The sequence below is a fragment of the Pseudomonas sp. NDM genome (genome assembly GCF_003105095.1).
Taxonomy (GTDB): domain Bacteria; phylum Pseudomonadota; class Gammaproteobacteria; order Pseudomonadales; family Pseudomonadaceae; genus Aquipseudomonas; species Aquipseudomonas moraviensis_A.
The window spans coordinates 1-3,025 of record NZ_QETJ01000281.1 but is presented as its reverse complement, the minus strand read 5'-3'; the positions used below and the strand labels follow the sequence as shown (position 1 = coordinate 3,025).

Below are 3,025 nucleotides of genomic sequence, written 5' to 3'. Positions count from 1 at the left end.
CTCGCGATAGCGGTGTGTCAGCGAAGAAAATGGCGAGTGATTCACCGCTATCGCGAGCAGGCTCACTCCTACAGGGTTTTTTGTTGTCCATGGAAAAGTGTGCTGCAAAGAAATATGCGGCAAACTTCCTCCACCCCCAGCACCAGGCCGATCCATGGATAAGTACGCCCCGCGCAACTGGCAACCTCACGAAAAGCCCAGCCTGCCCGGTTCGCCGTCGACACCACTGCACTCCACGCCCAAGCGCCTGGCGTACGCGGCGGTCGGTGTGCTGGTGGCGGTGACTGGTGGGCTGGGGAATTCGCTGGTGGTCGCCAACCTGCCTTATCTGCAAGGCTCGCTCGGCGCGACCACTGCGGAAATGGCCTGGCTGCCGGCCGCCTATGTGATGACCAACGTATCGATGAACCTGCTGCTGGTGAAGTTTCGCCAGCAGTTCGGCTTGCGCGCGTTCACCGAAGTGTTCCTGGTGCTCTATGCGCTGGTGACCTTCGGCCATCTGTTCGTCAACGATCTCAATTCTGCGGTGGCGGTGCGTGCTGCCCACGGCATGGTCGGCGCGGCGCTGAGTTCGCTGGGGCTGTATTACATGGTCCAGGCGTTCCCGGCGAAGTGGCGACTCAAAGCGCTGGTACTCGGTCTTGGCACTTCGCAACTGGCGTTGCCGCTGGCGCGGCTGTTTTCCGAAGACTTGTTGCAGATCGCCGAGTGGCGCGGCCTCTACCTGTTCGAATTGGGCATGGCCCTGTTGTCACTCGGCTGTGTATTGCTGCTGAAGTTGCCGCCCGGTGACCGCTTCAAGACCTTTGAAAAACTCGACTTCCTGACCTTCGCCATCCTCGCCACCGGTGTGGCGTTGTTGTGCGCGGTGCTGTCGCTGGGGCGCATCGACTGGTGGCTGGAGGCCGACTGGATCGGCGTCGCGCTCGCCTGTTCGATTGCGCTGATCATCATGGGCCTGGCCATCGAACATAACCGCAGCAACCCGATGCTGATGACCCGCTGGCTGGGCAGCGGCACGATGATTCGTCTGGCGCTGGCAGTGACCCTGATCCGCATGGTCACCTCGGAGCAATCCACCGGTGCGGTCGGTTTCATGCAGAACCTCAACATGGGCTATGAGCAACTGCACAGCCTGTACGTGGTGATGCTGATCGGCAGCGTCGCCGGGCTTGCCACCAGCGCGCTGACCATTGACCCCAAACACTTGCTGATGCCGTTGATCATCTCGCTCGCACTGATGGCCACCGGTTCGGTGATGGACAGTTTTTCCAACAACCTGACCCGCCCGCAAAATCTCTACTTCAGCCAGTTCCTGCTGGCGTTCGGCAGTACGTTTTTTCTCGGCCCGACCATGGTGTTCGGGACGCGCAACGTGCTGACCAACCCGCGCAACCTGGTGAGTTTTTCCGTGCTGTTCGGGATCTGCAACAACCTCGGCGGGCTGCTCGGCGCGGCGTTGCTTGGCACGTTTCAGATCGTGCGGGAGAAGTACCATTCCAGCCACATCGTCGATCATCTGGTGATGTCCGATCCCTTGGTGGCCGCGCGCGTGCAGAGCGGCGGTTCAGCCTATGGCGGTTTGCTGGCCGACCCGAGCCTGCGCAATCTGGCCGGGATCCGCAGCCTCGCCAATGCAGCGACACGCGAAGCGAACGTGCTGGCCTATAACGATGTCTTCATGCTGATCGCGGTCATTGCCGTACTGACCATGATCTGGCTTTCGATTCGCGCGTTGTGGCTGATGAGTACCACCAAAGCCATTGAGCCGACACCTTCCGTACCATCAAGCGGCGCCATTTCTTCATGACCGAACCGACCACCACAACTACCAACGCCATTGCCGCCACGCCTGAAGGGGAGGCGCCGCCGTCGTCAGCCAATACCGAGCCGCGTTCGCTGCGGGTGCGGATCATTTCTTCGCTGGGCTTTGCGGCGATCGCCATCGTCGGCGTGCTGATCGTGCTCTATGCCTGGCAATTGCCGCCGTTCAGCAGCGCCGTGGAAACCACCGAAAACGCCTTGGTGCGCGGGCAGGTGACGATCATCGGCCCGCAGCTCAGCGGTTACGTGTTCGAGGTGCCGGTGCAGGACTTCCAGTACGTCAAGGCCGGGGATCTGCTGGTGCGACTGGATGACCGCATTTATCAGCAGCGCCTCGACCAGTCGCTGGCGCAACTGGCGGTGCAAAAGGCCGGGCTGGCCAACGTCGTGCAGCAGCGCAACAGCGCCGAGGCAACGATCAAATTGCGCCAGGCGGTGTTGGCCGACAGCCAGGCGCAGTTGCGCAAGAGCGAGGCCGATCTGCGGCGTAATCAGGAACTGGTGCGCGACGGTTCGGTGTCGAAACGCGAGTTCGACGTGACCCTCGCTGCCAATGCGCAGAGCACCGCAGCGGTGGCGCAGGCCAAGGCCAATCTGGAAATCGCCCGGCAGGATCTGCAAACGGTGATCGTCAATCGCGGCTCGCTGGAAGCTGCGGTGGCCAGCGCCGAAGCGGCGGTGCAACTGGCACGGATCGATCTGTCGAACACGCGGATTGTCGCCCCGCGCGACGGCCAGCTCGGGCAGATCGGCGTGCGCCTCGGCGCCTACGTCAACTCCGGCGCGCAATTGATGGCATTGGTGCCGGATCAGAAATGGGTGATCGCCAACATGAAGGAAACCCAAATGGCCAACGTGCGTGTCGGGCAACCGGTGCGCTTCACCGTCGACGCCTTGAACCACCGCCGATTCACTGGCCATGTGCAGCATATTTCGCCGGGCACCGGTTCGGAATTTGCCTTGCTCCAGGCCGACAATGCCACTGGCAACTTCGTCAAGATCGCTCAGCGCGTGCCAGTGCGCATCACCATCGATCCCGATCAGCAGGAGCAGGAACGGCTACGACCGGGCATGTCGGTGGTGGTCAGCATCGACACCGCAGCCGGCGACACCCAACCCCACTGATCAATGCATAACCCTGTGGGAGCGAGCCTGCTCGCGAAAGCGTCGTATCAGTAATATTTCTTTATCTGACACACCG

2 protein-coding genes are annotated in these 3,025 nt (G+C 61.6%); both read left to right on the top strand.

From position 1 onward, the window contains the following. Positions 1–154: 154 nt before the first annotated feature. A complete protein-coding gene (locus tag DCO47_RS26390; RefSeq protein ID WP_042609308.1) occupies positions 155–1,810 on the top strand; it encodes an MFS transporter in 1,656 nt (551 codons plus the stop codon). Continuing rightward, the gene (locus DCO47_RS26385) at positions 1,807–2,949 is read left to right on the top strand and encodes an HlyD family secretion protein (RefSeq protein WP_083352496.1); all 1,143 of its coding nucleotides are present in this window, start codon (positions 1,807–1,809) and stop codon (positions 2,947–2,949) included. The genes DCO47_RS26390 and DCO47_RS26385 overlap by 4 nt, the downstream gene beginning before the upstream one ends. The last annotated feature ends 76 nt before the right edge of the window (positions 2,950–3,025 follow it).